This window comes from Bradyrhizobium sp. SZCCHNR2028 (assembly GCF_032380995.1).
GTDB lineage: Bacteria > Pseudomonadota > Alphaproteobacteria > Rhizobiales > Xanthobacteraceae > Bradyrhizobium.
Genome location: NZ_JAUHJF010000007.1, coordinates 95,939 through 121,079, shown reverse-complemented (window position 1 = coordinate 121,079; position 25,141 = coordinate 95,939). Strand labels below are relative to the sequence as shown.

The 25,141-nt window shown below is 66.3% G+C and carries 22 protein-coding genes; all 22 read right to left on the bottom strand.

Going from position 1 to position 25,141, the window contains the following annotated elements; all coding sequences use genetic code 11:
* Positions 1–2: 2 nt before the first annotated feature.
* The gene (locus tag QX121_RS14010; protein ID WP_315812236.1) at positions 3–890 is read right to left on the bottom strand and encodes an amidohydrolase family protein; all 888 of its coding nucleotides are present in this window, start codon (positions 888–890) and stop codon (positions 3–5) included.
* Entirely contained in the window at positions 887–2,005 is a 1,119-nt protein-coding gene (locus tag QX121_RS14005; protein WP_315812235.1) for a VWA domain-containing protein, read from the bottom strand. Before QX121_RS14005 ends, QX121_RS14010 begins: the two co-directional genes overlap by 4 nt.
* Positions 2,002–2,883, bottom strand: a complete 882-nt coding sequence (locus QX121_RS14000) for a MoxR family ATPase (protein ID WP_315812234.1) — start codon at positions 2,881–2,883, stop codon at positions 2,002–2,004. The genes QX121_RS14005 and QX121_RS14000 overlap by 4 nt, the downstream gene beginning before the upstream one ends.
* 6 nt (positions 2,884–2,889) lie before the next feature.
* Complete coding sequence (locus QX121_RS13995; protein WP_315739537.1) at positions 2,890–3,912, bottom strand: xanthine dehydrogenase family protein molybdopterin-binding subunit; 1,023 nt, start codon at positions 3,910–3,912, stop codon at positions 2,890–2,892.
* Position 3,913: 1 nt separating this feature from the next.
* On the bottom strand, positions 3,914–5,488 hold the full coding sequence (locus QX121_RS13990; RefSeq protein WP_315812233.1) for a xanthine dehydrogenase family protein molybdopterin-binding subunit: 1,575 nt from the start codon (positions 5,486–5,488) through the stop codon (positions 3,914–3,916).
* A 12-nt stretch (positions 5,489–5,500) separates the two neighbouring features.
* Complete coding sequence (locus tag QX121_RS13985) at positions 5,501–5,980, bottom strand: (2Fe-2S)-binding protein (RefSeq protein WP_315776971.1); 480 nt, start codon at positions 5,978–5,980, stop codon at positions 5,501–5,503.
* Between the two features lie 3 nt (positions 5,981–5,983).
* Positions 5,984–6,805 (bottom strand): FAD binding domain-containing protein, encoded by an 822-nt coding sequence (locus QX121_RS13980; RefSeq protein ID WP_315812232.1) that lies wholly within the window; start codon positions 6,803–6,805, stop codon positions 5,984–5,986.
* A 15-nt stretch (positions 6,806–6,820) separates the two neighbouring features.
* Positions 6,821–7,264 (bottom strand): SRPBCC family protein, encoded by a 444-nt coding sequence (locus QX121_RS13975; RefSeq protein ID WP_315812231.1) that lies wholly within the window; start codon positions 7,262–7,264, stop codon positions 6,821–6,823.
* Between the two features lie 4 nt (positions 7,265–7,268).
* Positions 7,269–7,706, bottom strand: a complete 438-nt coding sequence (locus QX121_RS13970; protein WP_315758248.1) for an SRPBCC family protein — start codon at positions 7,704–7,706, stop codon at positions 7,269–7,271.
* Between the two features lie 6 nt (positions 7,707–7,712).
* Positions 7,713–10,610: a flotillin family protein gene (locus QX121_RS13965; protein WP_315812230.1), complete on the bottom strand. Its 2,898-nt coding sequence runs from the start codon at positions 10,608–10,610 to the stop codon at positions 7,713–7,715.
* Positions 10,611–10,685: 75 nt separating this feature from the next.
* Complete coding sequence (locus QX121_RS13960; RefSeq protein ID WP_315739529.1) at positions 10,686–11,531, bottom strand: phosphoenolpyruvate hydrolase family protein; 846 nt, start codon at positions 11,529–11,531, stop codon at positions 10,686–10,688.
* Between the two features lie 4 nt (positions 11,532–11,535).
* Positions 11,536–13,755 carry an ABC transporter permease gene (locus tag QX121_RS13955; RefSeq protein WP_315812229.1) on the bottom strand — a complete coding sequence of 740 codons (2,220 nt, stop codon included), beginning with the start codon at positions 13,753–13,755 and terminating at the stop codon, positions 11,536–11,538.
* Positions 13,748–14,530: an ABC transporter ATP-binding protein gene (locus QX121_RS13950; protein ID WP_315776976.1), complete on the bottom strand. Its 783-nt coding sequence runs from the start codon at positions 14,528–14,530 to the stop codon at positions 13,748–13,750. Before QX121_RS13950 ends, QX121_RS13955 begins: the two co-directional genes overlap by 8 nt.
* Complete coding sequence (locus tag QX121_RS13945) at positions 14,523–15,611, bottom strand: branched-chain amino acid ABC transporter permease (RefSeq protein ID WP_409999337.1); 1,089 nt, start codon at positions 15,609–15,611, stop codon at positions 14,523–14,525. The genes QX121_RS13950 and QX121_RS13945 overlap by 8 nt, the downstream gene beginning before the upstream one ends.
* A 1-nt stretch (position 15,612) precedes the next feature.
* Entirely contained in the window at positions 15,613–16,623 is a 1,011-nt protein-coding gene (locus tag QX121_RS13940) for a branched-chain amino acid ABC transporter permease (RefSeq protein WP_315812228.1), read from the bottom strand.
* A gap of 199 nt (positions 16,624–16,822) precedes the next feature.
* Positions 16,823–17,647, bottom strand: a complete 825-nt coding sequence (locus QX121_RS13935) for an AraC family transcriptional regulator (protein WP_315812227.1) — start codon at positions 17,645–17,647, stop codon at positions 16,823–16,825.
* 118 nt (positions 17,648–17,765) lie between these two features.
* Complete coding sequence (locus QX121_RS13930; RefSeq protein WP_315781202.1) at positions 17,766–19,016, bottom strand: ABC transporter substrate-binding protein; 1,251 nt, start codon at positions 19,014–19,016, stop codon at positions 17,766–17,768.
* Positions 19,017–19,329: 313 nt separating this feature from the next.
* Positions 19,330–19,683 (bottom strand): hypothetical protein, encoded by a 354-nt coding sequence (locus QX121_RS13925; RefSeq protein WP_315812226.1) that lies wholly within the window; start codon positions 19,681–19,683, stop codon positions 19,330–19,332.
* Positions 19,684–19,881: 198 nt separating this feature from the next.
* The gene (locus tag QX121_RS13920) at positions 19,882–21,213 is read right to left on the bottom strand and encodes a lysine N(6)-hydroxylase/L-ornithine N(5)-oxygenase family protein (protein ID WP_315739521.1); all 1,332 of its coding nucleotides are present in this window, start codon (positions 21,211–21,213) and stop codon (positions 19,882–19,884) included.
* A 19-nt stretch (positions 21,214–21,232) separates the two neighbouring features.
* Entirely contained in the window at positions 21,233–22,372 is a 1,140-nt protein-coding gene (locus QX121_RS13915; RefSeq protein WP_409999336.1) for a GNAT family N-acetyltransferase, read from the bottom strand.
* 55 nt (positions 22,373–22,427) lie between these two features.
* Positions 22,428–24,161, bottom strand: a complete 1,734-nt coding sequence (locus tag QX121_RS13910; RefSeq protein ID WP_315812225.1) for a cyclic peptide export ABC transporter — start codon at positions 24,159–24,161, stop codon at positions 22,428–22,430.
* Positions 24,158–25,141, bottom strand: a complete 984-nt coding sequence (locus tag QX121_RS13905) for an alpha/beta hydrolase (RefSeq protein ID WP_315812224.1) — start codon at positions 25,139–25,141, stop codon at positions 24,158–24,160. The genes QX121_RS13910 and QX121_RS13905 overlap by 4 nt, the downstream gene beginning before the upstream one ends.

Here is a 25,141-nt window from a genome sequence, read left to right as displayed (position 1 = left end):
TATCATCCCAGCCGATAGACGCGGCGCGCCGTCTCTCCCATGACCTGCGCGCGTGCACGCTTGTCGAGGCCGTGGATGGCAGCCTCATAGGCTGCCACCAGTGTGCGATAGTCGGTCCAGAGCTTCTCGATCGGAAAGTTCGAGCCGAACAGGCAGCGCTCGGGGCCGAAGATAGCGAGGGTCTCGCGTACGACATCGGCGACATCAGCGGGATCGTTGCGGCGGATGAAGGTGCCGAGGCCCGAGAGCTTGCTGACGACATTGCGGCAGGCCGCAAGCTTATGCATGCCGGCGCGCCATTGCTCGCGTCCCGCCGGCGACCGGTCCTCCAGCATGCCGGCGTGCTGGAGGACGAAGGTGACGGCCGGACAGCTCTCGGCCAGCGCCGCGGCGCCGGCCATTTGCCCGGCAAACACCTGCAGGTCGAACGACCAGCCGTAGTCGGCCAGCCGCGCCATGTTGGCGCGGACATTCCGTTGACTGCAGAGATCGGGCGACTCCGCGAACCGGTACAACGGATTCTTATGCCAGTGCAGCTGCATGCGAACGCCGCGCACCAGCGGATAACGCGCGAGCCGATCGAATTGCGGCCGCGCGTCATCAACGGCGAGATCGGCATAGGCGACGATGGCATGCGGATAGCCGTGCTGATCGGCGGTGCGCTGCACCCACGCGGCCTCCTCCTCGAAGCCGTCCTTGGCCCAGTTGGTCTGGACGTAGACCGATTGCGTCACACCGCTGCCGGCGATGTCCCCGAGATATTCCTCGATCGGGTAGTCGCGCCGGATCGACTCATAGGGCCCGAAGATCCGCGGCTGCATCGGGCCGACCAGCCAGGGCAGGTCGGCCTGGCGCCAGATGTGATGATGCGCATCGACATAGCCGGTCATGCCGCCCTCCTCTGCGCCAGCGACAACACATGCGCGACGATGGCTTCGTCCGAGCCGCCCGGCACCATGTCATCGACAAGTGGCGCAATGGCCTGCAGCGCTTCCGTCTGCGGCCTGAAGCCCGGCCCAGTCGCCAGCGGCGTCAGCCAGCTCAGGCGCCAGGCGCGCAGCGACAGTTTCCACACGGCTTCGCGGAGCACTTGATGGTCACCCCGCTCCAGCCCGTCCGAGATCACCAGAACCGCCGCGCCCCGCGCATAGATCGAGAATCGCGGCACGCCGAGGAAGGCCTGCAGCGCCTCGCCGATGCGCGTGCCGCCGTCCCAGTCGCTGACGAGATGCGAAGCCGCCAGCAGCGCCTGCTCGCGCCGCTTCAGCCGCAACGGCCGCGTGACCCGCGTCAGCCGCGTGCCCAAGGTGAACACCTCGGCCTGCGGCACCGCCTGGACCAACACATGAGCGAGCCGCATGTTGTCCTCGGTCCGCGCCTTCATCGAGCCGGAGACGTCGATCAACAGCAGCAGCCGGCGCAGCCGCGGCCGGCGCCTCAAGCGCCGCAGCGACAGCACCTCGCCATCGCGCCGCACGCTTTCACGCAAGGTTCGGCGCAGGTCGACGAAGCTGCCGCGCCGCGCGCGCATGCGCCGATGGCCTCGCCGCTTCGGTAGCTTAGCCCGGGCCTGCCGTGCCAGGCGCTGCAAGGCATTGCCGTCGGTTGTCGCCGCCAGACGACGGGCCACCACGGCCTCGGCGCGCGTGGCGGCGAGCCCGGATTCGTTCTGCTCCTGGGCGCTGTCGGGATCGACGCCGCCGTCGCCCTCCTCCTGCAACCGGACGACATCGTCCGGCTGATCGGTCTCGCTGAGAGCCGTCCGTTCGGTCACACCGAAATGGATGTCGAACAGCAAATTGTAGGTCGCGAGCCGCTCGGGCGGTGGCGCCAGGGTCGCCGCGCCGGCACGGCGGATGTCGTCGAGGCTCCTCGGCCCCAGCAGTTCGATTGCAGCGAGGAATGCCGTGGTCTGCTCCGGCGCGACCGCAAAGCCGTTCCGCCGCAACAGCGCAGCGAAAGTGACGAAGATCTCGGCAGCCTGCGGCAGGCGCGCCTCGCTCATGTCATCGCCTCCGCGAGCAGGGCATCGAGCCGAGGCGCGATGAAGGACAGATCCTCCTCGTCCTTCAGCGCTACGCCGATCGAGCGCCGGAAGGCGTCGGGCCAGCGCGCGCCGGTCTGGTTCAGAAGCGTCGCGGCCTCGGCCCAGTCGACCGCCTCGGCAATGCCGGGCGCCTTGCTCAACGGCTCACGCCTGAGCTTCGCCACCGCCGCCACCACGGCGCGCGCGGTGGCCTCGGCCACGCTGGACGCCCGCATCATCACGATCCGCGCCTCGCGCTCCGCATCGGGATAGTCGATCCAATGATAGACACAGCGGCGGCGCAGCGCTTCATGCAGCTCACGGGTGCGGTTGGAGGTCAGCACGACGATCGGACGCTCGGCGGCGCGAACCGTGCCGCGCTCGGGAATGGAGATCTGGAAGTCGGACAGGAATTCCAGCAGGAAGGCCTCGAACTCCTGATCGGCGCGATCGATCTCGTCGATCAGGAGCACCGTCGAGTCCGGCGCGCGCAGGCAGGCCAGCATCGGCCGCTCGATCAGAAAACTCTCGCCATAGATGTCGATGCTCTCCTCGCCGGCCTGGCGGATCGCCAGCATCTGGCGCGGATAGTTCCACTCATAGAGCGCAGCCGCGGCGTCGATCCCCTCATAGCATTGCAGCCGGATCAGCTTGCGGCCGAGCACCGCGGCGATCGCCTTCGCCGCCTCGGTCTTGCCGACGCCAGGCGCACCTTCCAGCAGCAGCGGCTTGCCAAGCGCGAGCGCGAGATAGGCAGCGGTGGAGAGCCCCTCGTCAGCGAGGTAATAGGCCGCGCGCAGCGCCTTCTCCAGCGCCTGCGGCGAGTCGATGCCGACGATGTTGCTGCGGACGACCATGCTGCCTCACCGCCGCGTCTGCGGCCGCGCGCCGCCCTGCGCCTTGATCGCGCGCAGCACCTTCTCCGGCGTGATCGGCAGCTCGTCGATTCGCACGCCCACCGCATTGAAAATCGCATTCGCGATCGCGGGCAGCACCGGATTGGCGCACATCTCACCCGGCCCCTTGCCGCCGAACGGGCCGTCCGGCGCGGGGCGTTCCAGCACGGCAATGTCGTGCGGACAGATGTCGCCAGGTCCCGGCATCAGATATTCGACGAAGTCCCGCGGACCTTGTTTGGGATCGGGATAATACGGCTCGGTCGTCTCATAGAGTGCATGGCTCATGCCCATCCAGGCGCCGCCGACCAGTTGCTGCTCAACGAGGCGCGGATTGAGCGCACGTCCCAGCTCATAGGCGCTGTCCATCCTGACCACACCGACCTCACCGGTCTCGTCATCGACCTCGACCTCCGCGACGAGGCACGCATGCGCGTAGCAGGTGGCCGGCGACATCTCGCCGGTCTCGGGATCGACGTCCGACAACGGCACCAGGAAGATGCCGCGACCGGAGATGGTCTTGCCCTGTCGGAACTGGGCGGCGATGGCGACGTCCTTCACCGAGATCGAGCGATGCGGCGCGCCCTTGACGTGGATGTTGCCGCGGCCGTCGGTTTCGAGATCGCTGGCGTTGACCTCGAGCTCCTCGGCCGCTGCCTCCATCATGACGCCGCGCGCCTCCCTGGCCGCCGCCATGACGGCATTGCCGACGCGATGGGTGCCGCGCGAGGCGAACGAGCCCATGCAGTGCGGCCCGGTGTCGGAATCGGCGGTGTCGACATAAACGTCCTCGACCGGCACGCCGAGCGTCTCGGCGCAGATCTGCCGCGTGACCGACTTCATGCCCTGCCCGAGATCGATCGACGACAGCGCCACCGTGAACTTGCCGCTGGGATTGGAATGCACCAGCGCCTGGCTCGGATCGCCGCCGAGATTCATGCCGATGGGATAGTTGATCGCCGCCATGCCGCGGCCGCGGTGCCTCGTCATTTCAGCGCCTCCTCGTGCCGAATACCGACGAGAACCGCGTCGCGCCGTGTGCGGGAGCCAGTGCCGGGCTCTGTGGGGGTGGTGACGGCGGCTCTGGAGGTGGAGAAACTGGAAGCCCTCGGTCGTAGCTCGTGCGCTGCTGCGCCGGCGCAGGCCGCGCGCTCACCGGCTCACGTGGCGTGGAGGGAACAGCCGCCCGCGTTCCGCCGCCATCCTTGCGCGATGACATGCGGCGGAACTCCTCGCGGATCGGCCATTTGGCCTTCTCGGCCGCGACCTGCACGCATTCGATCAGCGCCGTGTTCTTGGCCTCGCGGCGATGCGCCTTCATGTCGCCGTCGCGATAGGCGTTGAGGATGCGGAATTCCATCGGGTCCATGCCGATCAGATGCGCGAGCTTGTCCATCTGGCATTCGAGCGCGAAGTCCATGCCCGTGATGCCAAAGCCGCGCATCGCGGTGGCCGGCGTGCGGTTGGTGTAGACGCAGTAGATGTCGCCATGGACGTTCGGGATCGTGTAGGGACCGGGCAGGTGCGCGGCGCATTTGACCACCGCGTAGCTCGACAGCCGCGTGTAGGCGCCCGAGTCGAAATAGGCGCGGATCTGGCGCGCGACGATGCGGCCGTCGCGCATCACGCCGTCCTTGACGTAGATGCGTTCGGCGCCGCGGGGCGGCCCGAACTGCATCTCTTCCTCTCGCCCGAGCACGTAGCGCACCGGGCGCCCCGTCAACATCGCAGCGAGAATGGCGAGCGGCTCGGTCAGCGTGTCGACCTTGCCGCCGAAGCCGCCGCCGACGGTGCCGCCGATGAAGTGGAAGGTGTTGGACGGCAGGTCGAGGATCTTGGCGCAGGTGTCGAGCGAGAAGAACAGCGCCTGGGTGGAGGTGTAGACGACATAGCGGCCGTTGGTGTCGGGCGCGGCGATCGAGCCGTTGGTCTCGACCGGCGCATGCTCGATCGGCGACATCTGGTAGCGCTGCTCCAGCACATGATCGGCCTGCGCAAAGCCGCGCTCGACATCTCCGAAGCGCAGCTTCTGGTGATCGTAGCGCTCGTGATAGGTGAACGTGTTCTTCGGATAGGTCTCGTTGACAACAGGCGCGCCCGGTCTCAACGCCTCCTCGACATCGAACACGGCCGGCAAGCTCTCGTAGTCCACCCGCACCTTGGCAGCCGCCTCGGCTGCGGCGCGCGGCGTGTCAGCGACCACGGCAACGATCGGCTCGCCCTTGTAGCGGACCTTATCGACGGCGAGCGTCGGCTCATCGTCCTTGCCGAAATTGATCAGGCTGAGCAGCGTGTTGAGGTTGCGCGGCACGTCGCCGCCCCTGATGATCCGCCGCACGCCGTCGCTTCGCTCGGCCTCGCCGGTGTCGATGCGACGCAGCCGCGCATGCGGCTGCGCCGACCTCACGACCCTCAGATGCAGCATGCCTTGCAGCTTGTGGTCATTGAAATAGGTCGAGGTCCCCGTGACGTGGCCCAGCATGTCCTGGCGCTGCGTGCCCTTGCCGACCTCGTTGAGATTGTCGTCGCGCTCGTCGGCGAAGATGTCCTTGCGCAGTTCCAGCATGGCGATCTCCCCTCAGGCGCTCGCGCGCAGCGACGCGGCTGCCGCCAGCACCGCATTGATGATCGGCTCGTAGCCGGTGCAGCGGCAGATGTTGCCGGAGATCGCCTCCACCACCTGCTCGCGGCTCGGCTGCGGGATCTTGTCCAGCAGCGCCTTGGCCGCCATCAGCATGCCCGGCGTGCAATAGCCGCATTGCGCGGCAAAACCCTCGGCGAAAGCGCGCTGCAGCGGATGCAGGGTCGGGCCGCTCTTGATACCGTCGAGCGTCTCCACCGCGCGGCCCTCGACAGCTTCCGCGAGCGTCAGACACGACAGATGCGCGTCGCCGTCGATCAGCACGGTGCAGGCACCGCAGCCGCCCTGACCGCAGCCGAATTTCGGCGTGACGTCGCCGATCATCTCGCGCAGCACGACCAGGAGATTGGTGCCGCCGTCGACGAACAGCGCGACGTCGCGACCATTGTGCCGGAACTGAAGTGGGGTCTTGGCCATGGTCTAGCTCTCCTGTCCCGACAGCAGCCGCCGCAGATGCACGCCGACCACTTCGCGGCGATACCACGCGCTCGCCAGCGAATTGTCCGTGGGTGCCGTTCCCTCGGCTGCCGCAGCAGCGGCGGCGCTGATCGCGCCGGCATCGAGCGGCCGGCCTTCGAGCGCGCGCTCAGCGGCCTTGGCGCGAACAGCGGTCGGCGCCATCGATCCCAGCGCGATCCGCGCGCCGGTCACGCGACCGCCGCTCTGTGGAAGATGCGCCGCGAGCGTGACCACCGATCCGCCCTTCGGCTTGATGCGCGCGATCTTGCGATAGCGGAACGCATCCGATGACGCCGGCCTGATGCAGGACACGGCGACCACCAGCGCAGCACCCTGGCGGTCGCGCGATTGCAGGAAATCCTCAATCGGCATATCCCGGACGCCAAAGCCGCCCTGCAGCGAGACCATGCCGTCGAGCGCCAGCAGCGCCACCGTGAAGTCGCCGAACGGGGCCGGCGCGAACAGATTGCCGCCGACGGTCCCCATGTTGCGAACCGCCGGGCCGCCGATCGAGCGCGCCGCCGGATGCAGGAAGGACAGCTCGCGCTCGGCCAGAACGCGGGCGAAGGTGACGCCGGCGCCGATCCGGATGCGCCCGCCCGTGGCGTCGATGCTCTGCAGCGCGCGATCGGTGGCGCGGATCACGGTGGCGATCGAGACGTCGCCTTCGTTGAGATCGCGCATGACCAGCGTGCCGCCGCCCAGATAGCGCGCGGCGCGGTCCGACGACAGCGCAGACGCAGCTTCGCTCGCGGCCTGAAACGTCTTCACCGTAACCGGCATCGATTCACCTCGTCCTCATGCCGCCTGCTTCAGATGCGATCGGATCGCTTCGAAGCCGGCTTGGTAGATGTCTTCCGCCACCATGCGAGTCAGCGTCTCGGCCTGTTCGGGCCGCGTCGTGAAACGGCTTTCCCAGTGCCAGAAGGTGCGGTCGCCGTCGGTGACCGGCAGCAGCCGGACATGGGCGACGTAGTTGAACAGCTGTAGCGGCGTATCGAGCAGGCAATAGCTGAAGCTCTGTTCGAGATCGGACAGCGCCAGCAGCTGCTCACGCAGCTCTGAGCCATCCTTGAGACGGAAGCGCCTGACACAGCCGATCTTGTCAGACGTCTGCGAACGCTCGATCGCCGACGTCGCGACCGCCGGGTGCCAGCGGTCATGGCCGTTGAAGTCGCGCAGCACCTCCCACACGGCCTCCGTCGGCGCATCGATGATGGTGCTCTTGACGACGTGCGGCACGGCGTTAGCCTCCGAACGCGCGCTTGAGCGCATCGAAGCCGCCCTGGAACACGCCGCCGCCGATCGAGGCGACGAGATCGGCCTCGCGCTCCGGCGCGCAGTCGAACTCGGCGGTCCATTCCAGGAAGGTCTTATCGCCATCCGTGACGGGGGTCAGCCGCAAGGTGGCGACGTAGTTCGTCACCCCCATCGGCGATTCCAGGATCGAATAGGTGCAGAACATGTCGTAGTCGGACAGGCCGAGCAGCTTCTCGCGGATGCGGTCGCCATTGCGTAAGCGGAAATCCCTGACGCAGCCGATCTTGTCGGCGGGCTCACCGCCCTCGATCCGGCTCTCCGCAATCGCCGGATGCCAGTTCGGCAAGCCGTTGAAGTCGCGGACGCGCGCCCACACCCGATCGTTGCGGGCGCTCACGACGGTGGAGACGTAGACCCTCGCCATGGTGCCTCACCCCTTTTTGCGCGGACCGCGGTCGGCCGGCGGTTCGGTTGGGCTGGTCTCATTTGCTCCACCTCCGCCGCCTGCGTCCTTGCGCGCCGCAGTCTCTTTCCGGATGCCCTGCATGTCCCTGGCTTCGCGGATCAAGCCCGGCATCTTGGCAAGGCTGCCGCCCTCGACGCCGATGTCGGAGAGGATGGAGTCGATCAGCGGCGCCTGGACACGGTAGCGCAGCGCGGAGTCGATCACCTCGTCGGTAGCGCTGCGGCCCCCATTGCCGTTGCCGCCATTGCCGTTCAGGCCGTCGACCTGGAGGATCCGGATGCCCTCGATCTTCTCCATCGGCTTGACGCTCTCGCGCACGATACCCTCGATGCGGTCGAGCAGCTTGCGCCGGAACAGCGAGTAGCGCGCCTGGTCGGTCAGCACATTCTCGGCCTCGTTGAGCAGCTTCTGCGCTTCCGCCTCGACAGCCGCGCGGACCCGCTCGGCCTCGGCGGCGATCCGGGTCTCCTCCGCCTGCTTTTCGGCAATCAGCACCTCCACGGTCTTGCGCCGGCGGGCGATCTCGCTCTCGCGCGCAGTGATCACCTTTTCCGTTGCCTCGGTGGCACGCGTGCGCGCCTCCTCGGCGGCGACCTTGGCCGCGGATTCCTCCAGCGACTTCTGATACAGCGCGATCGCCTTCTCCATCAGCGCCGTCTCGACGTCCTTCTCGCGGTTCACTTCGAGCTTGCGCAGCTCGCGCTCGCGGCCGATGCGGGCCTCGTCGAGACCGCGATCGGAGGCGATGCGCGCGCGCTCGACCTCCTCGCGGGCGGCGATCTCGGCCTCCTGCAGCGACTGCACACGCGCGACCTCGAGCTGCTCGATGGCGCGGCGGCGCTCCAGCCGGACAGCCTCCAGCGCCTGTTCGCGCGACACGTCCGCAGTCTCGACCTGCTTGCGCGCGACGATCTCGGCTTCCTTGACCTGCCGATCGGCATCGATGCGCTCAGCGCGCTTGGCGGCGAGCTCGATCACCCTGATCTCATCGGCGAGCTCGATCGCCTTCTTCTGATCGATGTTCAGCACCTCGCGCGTCCGCGACGAGGCGATGCGCTCAGCCTCCAGCGCCAGCTCGACCTCGATGCGGCGCCGCTCCACGGCCTCGCGCCGCTTCAAATCCGCGGCTTCGACGGCCTCGGTGCGCTGGATCTCCAGGCTCCGCGTCTCCTTCTCCGAGCGGATGCGCTTCTCGGCGACTGCCTGCTCCTGCGCGATACGGGCCGCCTCGATCGCCTCGCGCGAGGCGATGTCGGCCTCCTCGATGGTCCGGATGCGCGCGATCTCCAGCGCACGCACCCGTTCCTCCTGCGCGATGCGGCTGGCTTCCGTCGCCTCGCGCGCGGCAATGCCGGCGATCTCGATGCCCTGGTTGCGCTCGATCTCCAGCTTGCGCGTGGCATGCTCGGCGGCGATGCGCTCTGCGGACAGCACCTGCTCGCGGGCGATGCGCGCGGCCTCGACCGCCTTCTGCGCCGCGATCTCGGCCTCCTGGATGTTGCGCACCTGGGCGATCTCGGTGGCGCGCGTCCGCTCGTCGGAGCTGATGCGCTCCAGATTGACGATCATGGTCTGCGCGATCCGCGCCTTCTCGGTCGCCTCGCGCGCCGCGATCTCCGCCTCCTCGATCGCGCGGGTTCGCTCGATCTCGCGGCGGCGCGTCTCCTCGTCGTTGGCGATGCGCGCATCCGAGACCACGCGATCCTGCTGGATCCGCGCCTTCTCCACTGCCTCGCGCGCCGCAATCTCGGCCTCCTCGATGGTACGCGTCCGCTCGATGTCGCGCTGGCGCACCTCCCGCTCGGATTCGATGCGCGCGGCATCGATCGCGCGCTGGTTGGCGATCCGCGCCTTCTCGATGTCCTCGCGCGCCAGCAGCTCGCGCTCCTCGACCGCCCGCGTACGTTCGATCTCCCGCTGCCTTGTGTCGCGCTCGGCCGCGATCCGCGCCTCCGCAATCGTCAGCTCGTTGGCGATGCGGGACTTCTCGATCGCCTCCCGTGCCATGATCTGTGCCTGCTCAGCCTCGGTCTCACGCAGCGCGCGCTCGCGCGCGACCTCCGTCCGCTGCAAGGCACGGCGCATCTCGATGTCGCGCTCCTGCTCCAGCCGTGCCGTCTCGCTCTCCCGCTCGATCTCCAGCGCCTCGCGCTCGGCTTCGAGATTGCGGGTGCGGATCTTGATCATCGAGTCCTGCTCGATGTCGTTGCGCAGCTTGCGCTTGCTTTCGATGTCCTCCATCAGCCGTGTCAAGCCCTCGGCGTCGAACCGGTTCGAGGGGTTGAAGAATTCGAGATCGGTCTGGTCGAGATCGGTGATCGCGACCGATTCCAGCTCGAGGCCGTTCTGGGCCAGCGCCTCGGCGGCCGCCGCTTTGACGCGCGAGACGTAGTCGCCGCGCTGCTCGTGCATCTGCTCCATGGTCATCTCCGCGGCGACCGCGCGCACGGCGGAGATGAACTTTCCGGACAGCAACGCGTGCAATTTTTCCGGCTCGAGCGTGCGGCGGCCAAGCGTCGCCGCCGCGATCGACACGGCCTCGCGGGTCGGCTGAACGCGAACGTAAAAATCGGCCTCGACGTCGACCCGCATCCGGTCGCGCGTGATGACGGCGTCCTGCCGCGCACGCGTGATGCCCATCGGCAGAACGTTCATGTTGACCGACGTATAGTCGTGGATGAACGGCAGCACGAAGGCGCCCCCATTGATCACGACGCGCTCCCCCATGAAGCCGGTGCGGACGAAGGAGACCTCCTTCGAGGAGCGATGATACAGCCAGTTGACGATGTAGACGGCGACCACGATGACGACGATCGCGACGATCAGCCAAAGGATCAGCTCACCAACCAGAACCCCGGACATCTCATTCCTCCCTCGGTCTCCCGTCCGGCGAGCGCCGCGCCGCGCACCGTTGCTGCCGAATCTCGTGTTGTCGCCTCAGACGCGGCGTGGCCGCGAGCTGATCGCCTTGAAATGTCGCACCTGCTCCGTCAGCGCCCGCTCCACCGGCAGCCGTTCCATCGAGGAGGCGCCGTAGAAGCCGTGGCAATTCTTCGTATGCTTCATGATGAAGTCGGCATCGGCCGGCTCGGCGATCGGGCCGCCATGCGCCAGCACCAGGATCTCCGGGTTGACGCTGAGCGCAGCCGAGGCCCAGCTATCGATCAGGCCGGGGCAGTCATCGAGCTTGGGCGCGGTCTGCGCGCCGATCGAGCCGCCCGTGGTGAGACCGAGATGGCAGACGATGATGTCGGCGCCGGCGATCGCCATGCCCGCGGCCTGGGCCTCGTTGAACACGTAGGGCGTCGTCAGCAGGTCCTTGTCATGGGCGCGCCCGATCATGTCGATCTCCAGCGCGTAGGAAATGCCGGTTTCCTCCAGATTGGCGCGGAAGGTGCCGTCGATCAGGCCGACGGTCGGAAAGTTCTGCACGCCGGAGAAGCCGAGCGTCTTCAGCTCATCGAGGAAGACATCCATGTCGCGGAACGGATCGGTGCCGTTGACGCCCGCCAGCACTGGGGTGGACTTCACCACCGGCAGCACCTCGCTCGCCATCTCCACGACGATCGCATTGGCGTCGCCATAGGCCATCAGCCCGGCGAGCGAGCCGCGGCCGGCCATGCGATAGCGACCGGAATTGTAGATCACGATCAGGTCGATGCCGCCGGCCTCCTCGCATTTGGCCGACAGGCCGGTGCCGGCGCCGCCGCCGATGATCGGCACACCACGGCGCACCATGTCGCGAAACTTCTTCAGCAGCGGTGCGCGCTCATATCTCGCCATCCCCTCACCTCGCCTGTCTGCGCCGCGCCGGCAGCCGCCCGAGCATCGGCCTGATGGCGCCGACGACCACTGCTGCGAACTCATTGTCGTTGATGTGATGCGGCACGCGGATCAGGCGCCGGCTCGAGGTCTGCCGCACGGTCTGTTCGAGGCTGCGGAACAGCGCCTCGTCCGCCTCGCGATCGAAGAACGGCTGGCCCGGCGCATCGAGCGCCGAGACGCCCTTCTCGGGCAGGAAGAACCGGACCGGCCCGTCCATGCGATTGAGCCGCTCGCCGATCCAGCGCCCCATCTGCGCGTTCTCCGCCGCCGTCGTCCGCATCAAGGTGACCTGCGGGTTGTGGACGTGAAACTTGCGGCCGCGATAGCGCTCGGGAATGGTCTCGGGCGCGCCGAAATTCACCATGTCGAGCGCGCCGACCGAGCCGACATAGGGCACGCGGCTGCGGATGATGGCGCCGAAGCGATCCTCGATGGCCGGAAACACACCGCCCATCAGCAGGTCGCAGACCTCGGTCGTGGTGAGATCGATCACGCCGGCGAGCATGCCGGACTCGACCAGCTTCTCCATCGAGCGGCCGCCGACGCCGGTGGCGTGGAAGACCAGGCACTCGTAGTCGTCGCGCAGCTCGGCCGTGAGCTTCTGCACCGCCGGCGTGGTCACGCCGAACATGGTGATGCCGATGGCGGGACGTTGCGGTCGGGTGCGGTCAGCGACGGCGGACTGCTGCTCGCGCGCCGTCACCATGCCGGCAAGCGCATGCGCGCCATTGCTCAGCACCGCGCGCGAAATCGAATTGAGTCCTTGGACGTCGGTGACCGAGTACATCATCGCGATGTCGGCCGGCCCGACATAGGCGCCGACGTCACCGGATGCGACAGAGGAGATGATCAATTTCGGTACACCGACCGGCAGGTCGCGCATTCCCGGCGCGACCAGCGATGTGCCCCCAGACCCTCCGGCCGAGATGATGCCGGCTACGTTGTCCTGCCGCCGCAGCCAACGTGCGAAAGCTTCTGCCATCGCGGTGACCGATGCGCCGCGATCGGGGCCGAACACGGCGGAGCCGCCGCGGGGATGATTGAGTGCGACCTCCTGGGCCGAGACGTCGCAGCTCGCGTGCCGTCCGCTGGTGGAGACATCGACAAGTCGGGTGCGCAGGCCGTGGCCCGCGACGATGTCGCGGATGAAGCGCAGCTCGTCCCCCTTGGTGTCGAGCGTGCCGACCACGATCACCGCCGGCGGGCCCGCCGCGATCGACACGGCGCCCTCGCGACTCTGGCGAGTTGCCTCGTCGAGCCGGGTCACACTGGTGGACAGCGTGCGCGCCTTGGCCTCGATCTGCGCGATCGGCACCGGCTGCGACCAGCGCGTCGGCAGCACGGGATTAGAGACGTAGACCTTGACGGGCGCAGCTTTCGGCGTCGTTGACACCGCCGCACGTGCGACGGGCACCTCCTGAACCTCGCCTGTCCCGAGATCGGTCTCGTCGCCGGCATGCTGGCCGACGCCGAGCAGACGCTGCTGCAGCTCGCGATCGGCGGCGAGCCGGCCCGAGTCGATGATGCGGTTGATGCGGCCGTTGACCATGATGGCCACGCGCGGCGAGATCGCCGTGGCGACGCCGATGTTCTGTTCGATCACGAGGACCGCCATGTCGCCGTCCTGGCCGAGCCGGATCAGCATCTCCTCGACCTGGGCGACGATGACCGGCGCCAAGCCCTCTGTCGGCTCGTCCATGATCAGGAGCTGCGGATTGGTCAGCAACGCGCGCGAGATCGCCAGCATCTGCTGCTCGCCGCCCGACAACTGGCCGCCGCCATTGTTGCGCCGCTCGGCCAGGCGCGGAAATGTCTCGTAGACGCGCTCGACGGTCCAGGCACCGCGGCGCTGGCCCGCTGCCAGGCGCAGATGCTCGTCGACGCTGAGCGAGCGCCACAGACGCCGCCCCTGCGGCACATAGCCGACGCCGAGCCTTGCGATGCGCGCCGGATTGAGCCCGGTGATATCATTGCCGCGCAGACGCACCGTGCCGCCGGACGGCCGCAGCAGGCCCATGATGGCCTTGCACAGCGTCGTCTTGCCCATGCCGTTGCGGCCGACCAGCGAGAACACGCCGCTGTCGAGCCGGAGATCGACGCCCTGCAGCGCATGCGAATGGCCGTAGTACACGTCGAGGCCGCGGACCTCGAGCGCAGGCGCGGAGCGGCGGATGTCATTCATGACCGCCTCCGAGATAGAGCTCCTGCACCTCCGGATCAGATTCGATCTCCTGCGGCGCGCCCTCCTTGAAGATGCGGCCGTTGTGCATCATCGTCACGCTCTCGACGACGCGCAGCGCTACGTCCATGTCGTGCTCGATGATGATGTAGCCGATATGCGGCGGCAGTGACGTCAGGATCTCGACCAGCTCGCGCCGCTCGGTCGGCGACAGGCCCGCCGCCGGCTCGTCGAACAGGATGAATCGCGGCGCTCCCGCCAGCGCCAGCGCGATCTCGAGCTGGCGCTGCTGGCCATGGGCCAGCTCCGACACCAATTGATCGCGCACTGACGTCAGATGCACCGCCTCGATCAGGCGTTCGGTCGCCTGCATCAGTGCATCGTTGACGCTGGGTCGCAGCATGGAAAACCGCGCGCGCGAGACGCCGCGGCAGGCCAGGTAGACATTGTCGCGCACCGAGAGGCCGAGGAACAGCGCCGAGATCTGGTAGGTGCGGCGCAGCCCGCGGCGGATCCGCTCATAGGGCGGAAAGGCAGTGATGTCCTCGCCGAAGAAGCGGATCGTGCCGGAGGTCGGCAGAAAGTCGCCGGTGACGCAATTGAACAAGGTGGTCTTGCCGGCGCCGTTCGAGCCCAGCACCGCGCGCCGCTCCCCAGGCCGCACCGTGATCGTGATGTCGGTCAGCGCGGCGAGCGCACCGAACATCCGCGTGACACCGCGCAATTCGAGGGCTGCAGTCGAGCCGAGCGCCGAGAGCCGGTCCGCGACCCTATCCATGGCCGTGACCTCCGGGACGCGACCGCGTCTGCGATGCCTCGCTGCGACGGCGCCACCGATCATAGAGGCCGATCACGCCATCGGACGACCAGAAGACGATGGCGAGGAAGCCGAGCCCGATCAGCAGCCGGAACCGGTTGCCGTCGAGCCCAACCTTGACCAGGAAGTCGAGCGCAAAGGTGCGCAGGATGACGAAGATGAAGGCGCCGATATACGGCCCGACCGGCCGGGTGATGCCGCCGACGACGGCGACGATGAGAATGTCGATGCAGCGCTCGACCGCGACCGATCCGGGCGAGATCTGCCGATAGTTCCAGACCTGCAGCACGCCACCCATGCCGGCGATCAGGGCCGCGAACGCATAGGCGGCGATGCGATGCGCATTGACGTTGAAGCCGAGCGCCGCCATGCGCCTGGGATTGTCGCGTACGCCCTGCAGCGCCAGGCCGAATGGCGCGCGCGACAGATAGAGCACGGCGAAATAGCACAGCGTGGCCACCGCGAGCGTCAGGTAATAGAACGCGATGTCCATGCGCCAATCGACGCCGAGAAAATGCGGCGTCGCAATCGTATTGATGCCGGTGTGGCCGTTGAAGATCGCCCAGTTCTGGTTGGTGAAGTAGTAGAACGCGGCGCCGATCGCGAGCGTGATCATGATGGTGTAGATGCCCTCGGTACGCACCGCGAGCGCGCCGCCGAGCGTGCCGAACAGCACCGCGAGCACCAGCGCCATGGGCGTCGCCAGCCACCACGGCCAGCCCAGGCTGATATTGGCGTTGCCGCTGACGCCGAACACGGCAACCATGTAGCCGGCAAAGCCCGCAATGGTCAGTTGCATCAGGCTGACCATGCCGCCATAGCCGGCGAGGAACATCAGGCTCAGCGCGATGGTGCCGAGGATCAGGGTGGTGCCGAAGATCTCGATCAGGAAGAAGCCGTTGGCGATCAGCGGCATGATCAGCAGCAGGGCCGCGACCGCCCAGGCCCAGGGCTGCTCGGTGGCCGACCACGCGGCCGGCTGCCGTGCGGCGCCGCCTACCAGCATGCTCTCCCGCGCGCGAGCCTCCTGGAAAAGCGACATCTCACCGCCTCGCCAGGAGGCCCTGGGGCCGCAGCGCCAGCACCAGCACCATGATCAGGAAGGTCACGACGATCGCATAGGTCGGGATGTAGACCGAGCCGAGCTGCTCGGCGAGCCCGATGATGACAGCGCCGAGCGCCGCGCCAGGGATGGATCCCATGCCGCCGACGATGACGACGACCAGCGAGGCCAGCAGAAAGCGCGTATCCTCGCCGGGCGAGATCGACTGGAAGGTTCCGCCGACCACGCCGGCAATGCCGGCCAGCCCCGCGCCCAGCGCGAACACCAGCACGAAGACGAGCTGAATCTGCACGCCGGTCGCCGCCAGGATCTCGCGATCATCGACGCCGGCGCGCACGATCATGCCAACACGGGTGCGGTTGAGCGCGAGCCACATCGCGAGGCCGATCACGACCGAGCCGCAGAAGATCACCAGCCGTACCAGGGGATACTGCAGGAACACCGGCTCGCCCGACGATTTCATCGCCGTCATCAGCGGGAGCTGCACCGGTCCGATCAGCCAGGCCGGCGTCTGGATCTGATAGAAGTCGCCGCCGAACGCCCACAGCATCAGATCGGCGAATACGATCGAGAGGCCGATCGTCACCATGGTCTGGCGCAGGTCCTGGCCCTCCATGCGGCGAAAGACGAGCAGCTGCAGGAGAACGCCGATGGCCGCGACGACGATGAAGGCGGCGACGAAGGCGAGGATCCATGACCCGGTCGCGGCGGACAGGCCGTAGCCCACATAGCCGCCGAGCAGATAGAGCGAGCCGTGCGCAAGATTGACGTTTCGCATCAGGCCGAAGATCAACGTGAACCCGCTCGCGACCAGGAAATACAGTCCGCCCAGCGTGATGCCGTTGAAAACCGCACTCAGGAACACCTTCTTCCGACCGATCGCCTCCTCGAGCCCCGGCGGCCAGACGGCGACGATCAGCCACGCCAGCAGCGCCAAGGCGAGGAGAATGATGAGAGACCAGATCGGGTGGCGCTCGATGAAGCGGCTCATCGTCCCTCCCTCATGGTCAGAGGGACGGATCCGTCATCACAGCGGAAAGGCGCATTCAGCCGAAGATCGCCGGGTGTGCCGGCCATCGCTCGTCCTCCCTCGTCGGATCCTTTTCCGGATCACGTTCCGAAGAGTGTAGCGGCAGACAAGCATGCGCACTTGATCGACAGTCTCTTTTCGCGCGACGCGCAGCAGCGCGTCAGGCGCGCAGCACTTTTGCAGCGCGGCGATAATCGGTCGGCGCCATGCCGACATTTCCGGCGAAGAAGCGCGTGAAGCCGCTCTGGGAGGTGAATCCGAGATCGAAGCCGATGTCGGCGATCGGCGACTCCGTCGCCACCACCGCATCGAGCGCCCGCTCCATCAGCAGCGTATTCAAATAGAGGTTGGGCGTTACTCCGGTCTGGCTACGGAACAGCCGATAGAAATGAGGCCGCGACAGTCCAGATTCGCGGGCGATGTGATCGAGCTCGATCTCGGCGCACGGACTGTCCGACATCAGCTTGATGCACTTGCGAACTCGAAAATCCGTCACTTCCGCGCACGGCCGCTCGGGCATCTGATCCGAGACGCGCCAGCTCTCCTCGTAGCAACTGTCGATCAGCTGCCGCAACTCGCCGTCGAGGCAACCGAGCGATGGCGCGCCACATACCAACGCTGCGGCGCGGCGAATGCAGCGGTCGAGGACGGCGGTTCGCCGAAAGCAGGTACGACCAAACCGCAGGCCCTGCTCGCGCGCGGCCGACGGCGTGAACCACTCCGCATTGACGTAGAGCACGAAGAAGATGGCGCCGTTGCCGACATCGTTCGGCAGGAAGTTGTGCGGCTCCCACGGATTGACCGCGACGATCCAGTCCTCGCCGATCTGATAATGCTGGTCGCAGACGTCGATATCGGCCGGCGTCCCGCCAACATGAAAGATCAGATGTCCCTCGCGGTGGGCATGCACATTGAATGGCCGATTGAGCTGATAAACCGTCGCGCGGCCGAAGCGAGCATGAAAGACGGCGAGCGCCCTACTCATCACTTCCTCACCGAAATGGTTCTTATTGTTCGTCAGCGTCGATCATTGTTTTGCAGAAAGCAAGAGACGCGACGACGCGGCCCGAGCCCGCTCGAGCCGCGTCGCTCTCTGCAGAAGGTCAGTACTTCTTACATTCGGGCACGGTGCGGCTCGGCAGGCCGATCTTGGCGAAGGTGGCGGCGTCGTATCCCAGCGTCTGGTTGACGTCGGGAATCACCTTCACGACCTTGCTGAACAGCGCGCCCTTGCCATCGTCGACGACCTCGGTGACGAAGTTGGTGCCGATCGCCTGGCGGTTGGCGTCGAGCTTGATCTTGCCGTTGGGAGCATCGATCTCGATCTTCGCCAGCGCCGCCTTTAGCTTGGCCTGGTTGTTCGACAGATCGCCATTGACCTCGCGCAGCGCCAGGATCAACGCCATGGTCGAGCCATAGTAGTTGGTGGCAAGCAGCGACGGGCTTGGGAAGCGCTTCTCCGGCGGGAACGAGTCCTGATAGGCCTTCACGAACTTCTGCCAGCGCGGATCCTCCCAGGTATCGGCCTGCCCCGATGCCGCAATCGTACCGATCAGAGCGTTCTTGGCATTGCCCTTCGACGACAGGATGGTCTGGTCGATCATGATCGAGCCGCCCATCAGGTGCGCCTTGCCGCCGGCCTGTTGATATTGGTTGAGGAAGTTGACGGCATCGGCGCCGCCGAGACCGAGATAGATCGCATCGACATCATCGGGCAGCGCCGCGATCACCGACGCGAAATCCTTGGTGCCGAGCGGCACCCATTGCCGGCTGGAGATCTTGCCGCCCAGGCCGCAGAACTCCAGCGCCAGGCCGAACACCTGGGTATAGATGAAGGAATAGTCCTCGCCGACAGTCGCGATCTTGCGATAGCCCTTGGTCTCATAGGCATATTTGCCGAGGCCGACCTGCCATTGGGCGCCATCCATGTTGAAGCGAAAGAAGTTCGGCGCGGGATCGACATAGGTCGTCTCCTGCGCACCGGACGCCGCGTTGACGAATGTCAGTTCCGGGTGCGTCTTGGCGAAGTTCTTGACGGCGATGCCCTCGTCGCCCGACAGCGGCGACAGCAGGATCTGCACCTTATCCTGCTCGATCAGCTTGCGCACGGCACGGACGGCCGAGTCCGGCGTGGCATCAGTCGACGCGACGACGAACTCCAGCTCCTTGTCGCCGACCTTTTTGCCGAGCACGTTCAGCGCGGTGACATGGCCGCGCATCCCGTCCTCGCCGAGCACGGTATAGGTGCCCTCCAGCGTCGCTGTGACGCCGACCTTGATCTTTTCCTGCGCGAATGCCGTGCCGGACAGCAAAAGCGCCGTGAACACGGCGATACCTACACTTCGCATGTGCATCGAACTCCTCCCTTGTCGCCCATTGCAGGGGCACACGAGCGTGTGCCGGCCGCTGTTTGTTGGCCATGTTGGCAGCGGACCTTCCCGACGCCTCGCGTGATCTCTGACGAGCGACGGTGAGCCCCCATCGACCGCGGAGGCTAGCGGATGAGCCGAGGCCGGGCGCAACCCGCCCGGCCTCGGCCTTGACGACGAGTCTCATTTTCCATGATGCGACGCGATAAGCCTGTGATGCACTCCGCGTGCATCGCGGTCCCGTCAGGGCTTCGGCGGCGTGGCAGCGGCCTGGCCGCGCTGGCAGAGCACGGGCAACTCAACTGCCTCGGCCCGGCTCCCTTGGGATCGTCTTGGAGTTCAACCGACGCGATCGTACCGCCACCCGAGACCGCCGGATGCGCCGCTTCCGAAATTCCAATCCGCACATGGCAATATCGATGCTTTCGTTCGGATGCCGCAGACGGCGTCCGTGGAACGCGAGCCATTTCTCGACCTGGCGCACGACCACGCGGCCGAGTCCCAGTCGCCGCACCAACTCGTCGCGCGTATGCAGCGAGGCGATGTCGACGATGTAAGCGAGCCGTTCCGACATGGTCCGGCCGACGAGCCGCGCGTATTCACTCGACACTAGCAAGGTTACGACCCGCTCAGGCAGATGCGGCTCACCCATTTCCAATCCTGCACTCCACCGTGCCCGCCGGCCGACACGAGATGTCGGTCATCCAGCAGTTGCAGGCACGGCGCCCCCCGATGACAATTCGACCGTGACACGCCAGGGACGGCCAGGTCGTCGCAAAGATGCCCTTTCGGCCTCAATCCACGACGTCGCGCGCGGCGCGCTCGTCGCGGCTCCGCATTCGGCTTTCCATCACGAGTACACGCGCTCGGCCCGGTCATGCGAGGACGCTGCGTCCTGTTCTCTCGCCGTTGTCGACACGAGCGACTTCGTGATCTCCTGAGCCCGCATCGGCAGCACCGAGAGCAGCGTATCGCTGAGGCCGTGCGAGGTTTCGGCGCAGCCCTGCACATAGACGTGTGGACGAAACGCGGGACTTGTCTGCAGACGATAGTCGCGATCAAGCGACGCCGACTCGATGTAGCGGCTGATCGGATCGAGACACCCCGGGATCGGAGATCGCTCGTAGCCGGTGGCGAGCACGACGGCATCGTATGCCGCTCGGCGGCGGACCTCCTCGTCCTTGTTATTGAACTCGAGCACCACCCCCTCGGGGGAGGCATGAGCTGCGACGATCTCGCTGCGCGGATGAAGCGCCAGCTTCCGAGCTCCGGCAACGCGCTGCTGATACGTCATCCGGTAGAGCTGATCGAGCAGGTCGGGGTCGACCACCGCATAATTGGTATTGCGGAAGCTGCGGACGATTGTCTCGCGCTGCCCGTCGGACCGCGAATGGAAATAGTCGGTGTAGTCCGGGTTGAAGATCTCGTTTACGAACGGGCTGCTGTCGGCCGGCTTGAGCGCATGCCCGCGGAAGACCAGATCGATCTGGGCGCCCGGAATCCGCTCGCTGAGATCGAGGGTGACCTCAGCCGCACTTTGCCCGCCGCCGATGACCGCCACCCGCGGCGAGCGGCCGTCCGATCCTGCCGCAAGCGTCGAGCCGAGATAGCCGCTGGTGTGCACGACCCGCGGATCCATCGCGACCGCTCGAAATACGGACGGGATGTGCGGCACGCCGCCGACGGCGGCCACGAGGTGCCGCGTGACGCGTGACCGTTCTTTCCCGTCAGCCATGCGCGTGAGCACGCGAAGCGCGGTGACGGACTGACCGGCGTGCACGGGCTCGACAGCCTCGACTGTCTCTCCATATGCGACCATGGCGCTGAACTGGCCGGCGACCCATCGGAGGTAGTCGTTGAACTCGATCCGGCTCGGATAGAACGTCTTGCAGTTGGTGAAGTCGAGCAGCCGGCCGGATTTGTGAAGATAGTTGACGAAGGTGAACGGACTGGTCGGATCGCGAAGCGATACCAGATCCTTGAGGAAGGAGATCTGCATGTTGCTGCCGGGCAGCAGCATTCCGCCATGCCACTTGAAGTCCTGCTGCCTTTCCACGAACAGGGACCGGCATTTCAAGCTTTGCTGCCTGGCGCAATCGTCGAGTGCAATCGCCAGTGCGAGGTTCGATGGCCCGAAGCCAACGCCGACGACATCATATTCAGGGGCAGGATGATACGACATGAGTGATGCTCCGTCCGCGCTAGGCTTCTATGGGTGCTTCCTTGAGCGCCGGCTGCCACAGCCGGTCGCCGAAGAAGCGCTCGCGCAGCAACATGACCAGGGTTGCCCGCTTGTGTGGGAAGTCGAAGTTCTTGATCCGCGCAAAGCCCGCCAGATCCAGGTTACGCAGCTGCTGGGAATGCGCCGCCGCCGGCTCGCCGACGATGCGCTCGGTGCGGCAATCGTCGAGGAACATGTAGTGCATGAGCGAGGGAAGCCAGGCCGTGATGAAGCGGCGGCCCCGGAAGCCGTCCTCGCCGACGATCACATGCCAGCCGCGATCATAGTCCGCCGCCTCGTAGAACGGCGCGATGCGATTTTCCTTCGCCCAATAGAGCTCGAAATAGCCGAATGGCTGATCACCGAAGGAGCCGATCAGCGGCACCATGTGCGGGTCCGACATGATCCGCGACAGATACTCCCGGTGCTTGTCGACGTCCCCCGCCTCGTTCCAGAACGAGTCCACCCGCGGGTCGTTGAGCCAGCGGTGGACCAGCGGGAGATCGTGAGCGATGTCGACGACGCGAAAACTGACGACGTCGGACAGCCAGGGAATGAAACGGGCGTAGACGGTGCCGACCGGCTTGGGCGGTCGCCGTGGATGGCGCCTGCCATCGGTCATCGTGTAGGATAGTGGAAACGGCGGACATGCGGCGTCCGTCAGCCAGTTCTCGCGTCGCTGCATCACCATGTCCGGACGCAGCGTCAACCTGCCGTCAGTGACCACCGCAAGGCCGTCTCTCGCCAAGGCCGATGCTGCTGCCGGGTTGTCGTCGAGCGCAAGGACGAGCCTCTCCAGCGACGGCGTCCAGCCGAAGACCGCTTCGGCCATTGCCGCTACTCCGCGCGACACCCGGCGAAAATCACGGGGTTCGTCGCCCACAGTCAGCCGCATCAGCTCGCCATCTGACCGGAACGACAACAGCGCCGCCCCATCCGCGATCACCTCTATCTCGTCATCGTCGCGAACGACCGACATTGTCGCGTCAATTGCGACGGGAAATGTTCGGGCGCTGCCTGCAGCGCTCGCGGTCGCGCTCATGCGAAACCCTCCCCCTTCATTGATCTGCACGGGCGTCATCCCTGTCCACTCCCGTTCAGGATGTAGATCGGCCGGCACGACGAAAACAAGAAGGTCCGAGGCACCGCGTTTAGATTAACTACAAAGCTGCGCATCACGGCTTCGTTGCCTCAAATGACTCAATGGACTCCTGCAGAGCCGGCGTGAGCGAGCGTTGCCTTCGTGCCGGCTCGCGGCGCTCGGAGGGGTCGCCCACGTCAATATTCCCGTTGCGCAGGCGCACGATCCGATCGGCGCAGTGGAAGTAGCGATCGTCGTGCGAGATCACGATGATCGTCTTGCCGAGACGTTTGAGGTCGGCGAGCAGCTCGGTGTAGAAGATTTGACGGAACGCCGGATCCTGATCGGCCGCCCATTCGTCGAACACCAGCACGGGCCGTCCCTCGATCCAGGCATTGATCAAGGCGAGCCGCTTGCGCTGGCCTGTCGACAGGTCGGTTGTGGAGAATGCGCCGCCTTCGATCGAGACTTTGTGCGCAAGCTCGAGGCGGTCGAGATAGCGCTGTGCGAGCTCAGATCTCTGATTGCTCTGCTGTGCAAGGGTGTCGAACAGGAAATAGTCCGAGAATATTGTGGTGAAGAGCTGCCGGTAGTCGTCGCGGGTCTCGCTGACGACAGGACTGCCGTCGCGCAGCAGCACGCCGCGATCGGGCACATAGAGTCCGAGCAGCAGCTTGATCAGCGTCGTCTTACCGCTGCCGTTCTCACCGACGATGAAGACGATCTCGCCGCGGCGTATGCGAAGGTCGATCGGTCCGATGGCAAAGGGCCGTTCGGATGAGGACGCCGGGAATGCGTAGGAGACTCCGCGCAACTCGATCGATTCAATCTGGTCGGCAGTCCGACCGGCCGGATCATCAAGCAGTTCCGCCTCTTCGGTGGTGAAACGGTCCGACAATTCGGCGATCCGACGCATCGCGAGCTGGGCGCGGCCGAGCGACGGCAGCATACCGATCAACTGGTCGATCGGTCCGCGCATGAACAGCAGCACCAGAACGAAGCCGCTGGACACCGAGGCCGGGCTGTCGGGCCACAGCAGCGGACGCAGCACGAGCGTGGTCCCGATCACCAGAAACAGGAGAACCGTCCCGAGCGCACGCGCCGTCACGAGCAGATTGATGGCCTTGATCTGGACGTCGCCAATCCGGTCGACGGTCTGCCCTATCAGATCGACATGGACGTGGCGTCGGCGCGGGCGGTGCAGCCGCAACTCCTTGGCGCCGTCGGAGATCGCGCGGTAATGCTTCTGCAGGTCGTCTTCGTATTGGCGCGCAAGATTGAAGCCCGTCATTCCACGCTTGCGAGCGAGATAGTGGACGAACGACCCGAGCGCGATCAAGGCTGCCGTGACCAGGAACAGCGGCCACGAGAGCACCGCCAGGTAGATCAGGCAGCCGGCGACGATGACGGCGGACACCAGGAAGGCCGGAAAGAAGAAGGCGAAATCGCTGATGGCGTCGACATCCTTGGTCAGGACCGGGATGAGGCGGTGGGACCGATAGGATTCGAGCTGGTCGATCGGCGCCATCAGGATCTTGGCGGCCAGCGACTTGCGCAGCGAGGCGACGATCCGCTGTCCGACGACGTTGGCGCTGATGTCCGAGCCGACGGAGCCGACCACGATCAGGACACAGAGACCCGCGAACGAGGCGACCAGGCCGCCGACGTCGCCGGGCCCTGCGTAGAGGCCGCGGTTCACCACGGCGAGCAGGCCCGCGACGCTGGTGCCGCCGAGCAGGCCGAGCAGGATGGCTGCGACGAGCAGCAACCAATAAGGCCGCAGCAGGCTTCCGACGTTGGCAAGTCCTGGATTGGATGACGTCATCATCGGTTGCCAGCTCCCATCGGCGTGGCGAAGACAGTGGCGAGCTTGTTGCCGATGTCGGCGCGGGCCCGCAGAGCGTCCGGCACGACGTTGCCCATGCGCAGGAACTCGTGGATCATGCCGGGATAGACCTTCAGATCCACGGCGACCCCGGCCGCGCGCAAGCGTTCAGCATAGGCCCGCCCCTCGTCGGCCAGCGGATCGAACTCGGCGAGCACGATCAGCGCAGGCGCGACGCGCGTGAGATCGGATGCCGCCAGCGGCGCAAATCGCCAGTCGTGGCGATCGGCGTCCTGGGGGAGATAGTGGTCGAAGAACCAGTCCACGGTCTCGCGCTCGAGCAGATAGCCCGAGCCGTATTTTTCGTAGGAATCCGAGATCTGCTGCGGGCTGAGGCCGGGATAAGCGAGGACCTGAAGGACAGGCTGCGGCAAGGCCCGGTCATCGCGCGCGGCGATCGCCAGGGCTGCAGCGAGCGTGCCGCCCGCACTGTCGCCACCGACCGCGACACGCCGCGGGTCCAGACCAAGCGCAGGCCCCTCGCGCCCGATCCAGGCGAGCGCATCCACGCAGTCCTCGAACGCGGTCGGAAACCGATGCTCCGGCGCCAGCCGGTAGCCGATCGACAGCACCGCCGCGCCGCTGTCATCGGCAAGACCCCGGCACAGCGGCTGGTGCGAGTCGAGGCTGCCGACGACGAAGCCACCGCCATGCATGTAGAGCAGCACGGGCATCGGATCGGCGACGTCCAACGGCCGCGGCGCATAGAGCCGCGCGGCGATCTCCGTCCCGTCGCGCATGGGCAGCACAAGCTGTCTCTCGCATGCGAGCGGCGGCGGATCGATATCCAGCAACGGCGAAGAGGCGTCGAAATCGGCACGCGCCTGCGCCGGCGTGAGTTGCGGAAACGGAATGCGCGCGCCGGATTCCGTTCCGAGCTGAATCATCTCGAGCAGCGCGGCGATATCAGGATGAAGGCTCAT

Excerpts from the sequence above, each read along its gene's own strand:
- QX121_RS14010 (WP_315812236.1), bottom strand. The coding sequence starts at position 890 with ATGACCGGCTATGTCGATGCGCATCATCACATCTGGCGCCAGGCCGAC.
- QX121_RS14005 (WP_315812235.1), bottom strand. The coding sequence starts at position 2,005 with ATGAGCGAGGCGCGCCTGCCGCAGGCTGCCGAGATCTTCGTCACTTTC.
- QX121_RS14000 (WP_315812234.1), bottom strand. The coding sequence starts at position 2,883 with ATGGTCGTCCGCAGCAACATCGTCGGCATCGACTCGCCGCAGGCGCTG.
- QX121_RS13995 (WP_315739537.1), bottom strand. The coding sequence starts at position 3,912 with ATGACGAGGCACCGCGGCCGCGGCATGGCGGCGATCAACTATCCCATC.
- QX121_RS13990 (WP_315812233.1), bottom strand. The coding sequence starts at position 5,488 with ATGCTGGAACTGCGCAAGGACATCTTCGCCGACGAGCGCGACGACAAT.
- QX121_RS13985 (WP_315776971.1), bottom strand. The coding sequence starts at position 5,980 with ATGGCCAAGACCCCACTTCAGTTCCGGCACAATGGTCGCGACGTCGCG.
- QX121_RS13980 (WP_315812232.1), bottom strand. The coding sequence starts at position 6,805 with ATGCCGGTTACGGTGAAGACGTTTCAGGCCGCGAGCGAAGCTGCGTCT.
- QX121_RS13970 (WP_315758248.1), bottom strand. The coding sequence starts at position 7,706 with ATGGCGAGGGTCTACGTCTCCACCGTCGTGAGCGCCCGCAACGATCGG.
- QX121_RS13965 (WP_315812230.1), bottom strand. The coding sequence starts at position 10,610 with ATGTCCGGGGTTCTGGTTGGTGAGCTGATCCTTTGGCTGATCGTCGCG.
- QX121_RS13960 (WP_315739529.1), bottom strand. The coding sequence starts at position 11,531 with ATGGCGAGATATGAGCGCGCACCGCTGCTGAAGAAGTTTCGCGACATG.
- QX121_RS13955 (WP_315812229.1), bottom strand. The coding sequence starts at position 13,755 with ATGAATGACATCCGCCGCTCCGCGCCTGCGCTCGAGGTCCGCGGCCTC.
- QX121_RS13950 (WP_315776976.1), bottom strand. The coding sequence starts at position 14,530 with ATGGATAGGGTCGCGGACCGGCTCTCGGCGCTCGGCTCGACTGCAGCC.
- QX121_RS13945 (WP_409999337.1), bottom strand. The coding sequence starts at position 15,611 with ATGTCGCTTTTCCAGGAGGCTCGCGCGCGGGAGAGCATGCTGGTAGGC.
- QX121_RS13940 (WP_315812228.1), bottom strand. The coding sequence starts at position 16,623 with ATGAGCCGCTTCATCGAGCGCCACCCGATCTGGTCTCTCATCATTCTC.
- QX121_RS13935 (WP_315812227.1), bottom strand. The coding sequence starts at position 17,647 with ATGAGTAGGGCGCTCGCCGTCTTTCATGCTCGCTTCGGCCGCGCGACG.
- QX121_RS13930 (WP_315781202.1), bottom strand. The coding sequence starts at position 19,016 with ATGCACATGCGAAGTGTAGGTATCGCCGTGTTCACGGCGCTTTTGCTG.
- QX121_RS13925 (WP_315812226.1), bottom strand. The coding sequence starts at position 19,683 with ATGGGTGAGCCGCATCTGCCTGAGCGGGTCGTAACCTTGCTAGTGTCG.
- QX121_RS13920 (WP_315739521.1), bottom strand. The coding sequence starts at position 21,213 with ATGTCGTATCATCCTGCCCCTGAATATGATGTCGTCGGCGTTGGCTTC.
- QX121_RS13910 (WP_315812225.1), bottom strand. The coding sequence starts at position 24,161 with ATGATGACGTCATCCAATCCAGGACTTGCCAACGTCGGAAGCCTGCTG.
- QX121_RS13905 (WP_315812224.1), bottom strand. The coding sequence starts at position 25,141 with ATGAGCCTTCATCCTGATATCGCCGCGCTGCTCGAGATGATTCAGCTC.